The sequence below is a fragment of the Mesorhizobium sp. M4A.F.Ca.ET.022.05.2.1 genome, assembly GCF_003998845.1.
Classification (GTDB): domain Bacteria; phylum Pseudomonadota; class Alphaproteobacteria; order Rhizobiales; family Rhizobiaceae; genus Mesorhizobium.
Genome location: NZ_RZOJ01000292.1, coordinates 1 through 2,500, shown reverse-complemented (window position 1 = coordinate 2,500; position 2,500 = coordinate 1). Strand labels below are relative to the sequence as shown.

Genomic DNA, 2,500 nt, shown 5'->3' with positions numbered 1-2,500 from the left:
TATTTAGGTAGAGCGTCGACCGAATACCCCAGGGGGTAGAGCACTGGATGGGCTAGGGGTCCTCACCGGATTACCAAACCTAACCAAACTCCGAATACCTGGGAGTACTAGTCGGCAGACACACGGCGGGTGCTAACGTCCGTCGTGAAAAGGGAAACAACCCTGACCTACAGCTAAGGTCCCCAAGTTATGGCTAAGTGGGAAAGGATGTGAGGATCCCAAAACAACCAGGATGTTGGCTTAGAAGCAGCCATCATTTAAAGAAAGCGTAACAGCTCACTGGTCTAAATAAGGGTCTTTGCGCCGAAAATGTAACGGGGCTAAAGCCATACACCGAAGCTTAGGGTTCGTGAGCAATCACGAGCGGTAGCGGAGCGTTCTGTAAGCTGATGAAGCCGTACCCGTGAGGGGCGGTGGAGGTATCAGAAGTGCGAATGCTGACATGAGTAACGTAAGGGGAGTGAGAGACTCCCCCGCCGAAAGACCAAGGGTTCCTGCTTAAAGTTAATCTGAGCAGGGTTAGCCGGCCCCTAAGACGAGGCGGAAACGCGTAGTCGATGGGAACCACGTTAATATTCGTGGGCCTGGAGGTAGTGACGGATTGCACAAGTTGTTCAACCTTATCGGATTGGTTGGGCAGCGGAGCGGTTCCAGGAAATAGCTCCTCCTTATAGACCGTACCCGAAACCGACACTGGTGGTCTGGTAGAGTATACCAAGGCGCTTGAGAGAACTATGCTGAAGGAACTCGGCAAATTGCACGCGTAACTTCGGAAGAAGCGTGACCCTTTTCTGCGCAAGCAGAGGAGGGTGGCACAGACCAGGGGGTAGCGACTGTTTATCAAAAACACAGGGCTCTGCGAAGCCGCAAGGCGACGTATAGGGTCTGACGCCTGCCCGGTGCTGGAAGGTTAAGAGGAGGGGTGCAAGCTCTGAATCGAAGCCCCAGTAAACGGCGGCCGTAACTATAACGGTCCTAAGGTAGCGAAATTCCTTGTCGGGTAAGTTCCGACCTGCACGAATGGCGTAACGACTTCCCCGCTGTCTCCAGCATAGACTCAGTGAAATTGAATTCCCCGTGAAGATGCGGGGTTCCTGCGGTTAGACGGAAAGACCCCGTGCACCTTTACTATAGCTTTACATTGGCATTCGTAGTGGCATGTGTAGGATAGGTGGTAGGCTTTGAAGCCAGGGCGCCAGCCTTGGTGGAGCCACCCTTGAAATACCACCCTTATCTCTATGGATGTCTAACCGCGGCCCGTTATCCGGGTCCGGGACAATGTATGGTGGGTAGTTTGACTGGGGCGGTCGCCTCCTAAAGAGTAACGGAGGCGCGCGATGGTGGGCTCAGAACGGTCGGAAATCGTTCGCTGAGTGCAATGGCATAAGCCTGCCTGACTGCGAGACTGACAAGTCGAGCAGAGACGAAAGTCGGTCATAGTGATCCGGTGGTCCCGCGTGGAAGGGCCATCGCTCAACGGATAAAAGGTACGCCGGGGATAACAGGCTGATGACCCCCAAGAGTCCATATCGACGGGGTTGTTTGGCACCTCGATGTCGACTCATCGCATCCTGGGGCTGGAGCAGGTCCCAAGGGTATGGCTGTTCGCCATTTAAAGCGGTACGTGAGTTGGGTTCAGAACGTCGTGAGACAGTTCGGTCCCTATCTGCCGTGGGTGTAGGAATATTGAAAGGATCTGTCCCTAGTACGAGAGGACCGGGATGGACGGATCTCTGGTGGACCTGTTGTGGCGCCAGCCGCATAGCAGGGTAGCTATATCCGGACGGGATAACCGCTGAAGGCATCTAAGCGGGAAACCCACCTTGAAACGAGTATTCCCTGAGAACCGTGGAAGACGACCACGTTGATAGGCCGGGTGTGGAAGAGCGGCAACGCTTGAAGCTTACCGGTACTAATAGTTCGATCGGCTTGATCGTTCTCATTCCTAATATCCATCTTTGTTCTCACTCACGCTTGTTCCGCCCTTCGGGCGGCGCTACGTGGGTGCGGCGCATCGGCCCGACGGCCGGTCGGCCTTGCGAAGCTTCGCTTCGAAAGGTGCCAGGCCAAATGAACATCCAAGGCACAAAAAACAGCTTCTCGAACAACGTGCGTTTCGCCGACCTGGTGGTTATGGCGGAGCGGCTGCACCCGATCCCATTCCGAACTCGGCCGTGAAACGCTCCAGCGCTGATGGTACTTCGTCTCAAGACGCGGGAGAGTAGGTCGCTGCCAGGTCTGCCAAACGCACGTTCATCTTCTCATTACGATAGGCCCGCCAAACGGGATCCCGGGCCGCGCAAGCGGCCCTTTCATTTGGCAGGCCTCTTGATTCCGGTAAGCTCAAACTTACCTCTAAGGACGCAAGCTAACGCTTGCTCGTAGTTGACGCGGGGTGGAGCAGCCCGGTAGCTCGTCAGGCTCATAACCTGAAGGTCACAGGTTCAAATCCTGTCCCCGCAACCAAATACAAAACGGCCCGCCTCGCGCGGGCCGTTTT

The 2,500-nt window shown here is 55.3% G+C and carries 1 tRNA gene and 2 rRNA genes (1 of these 3 cut by a window edge); all 3 read left to right on the top strand.

Annotation, left to right across the window (positions count from 1 at the left end):
• Positions 1-1,937: ribosomal RNA gene (locus EN745_RS24970) — 23S ribosomal RNA — on the top strand; it begins 863 nt to the left of the window's first position.
• Positions 1,938-2,123: 186 nt separating this feature from the next.
• Positions 2,124-2,238, top strand: a 5S ribosomal RNA gene (gene rrf / locus EN745_RS24965).
• Positions 2,239-2,389: 151 nt separating this feature from the next.
• Positions 2,390-2,466, top strand: a tRNA-Met gene (locus EN745_RS24960).
• The last annotated feature ends 34 nt before the right edge of the window (positions 2,467-2,500 follow it).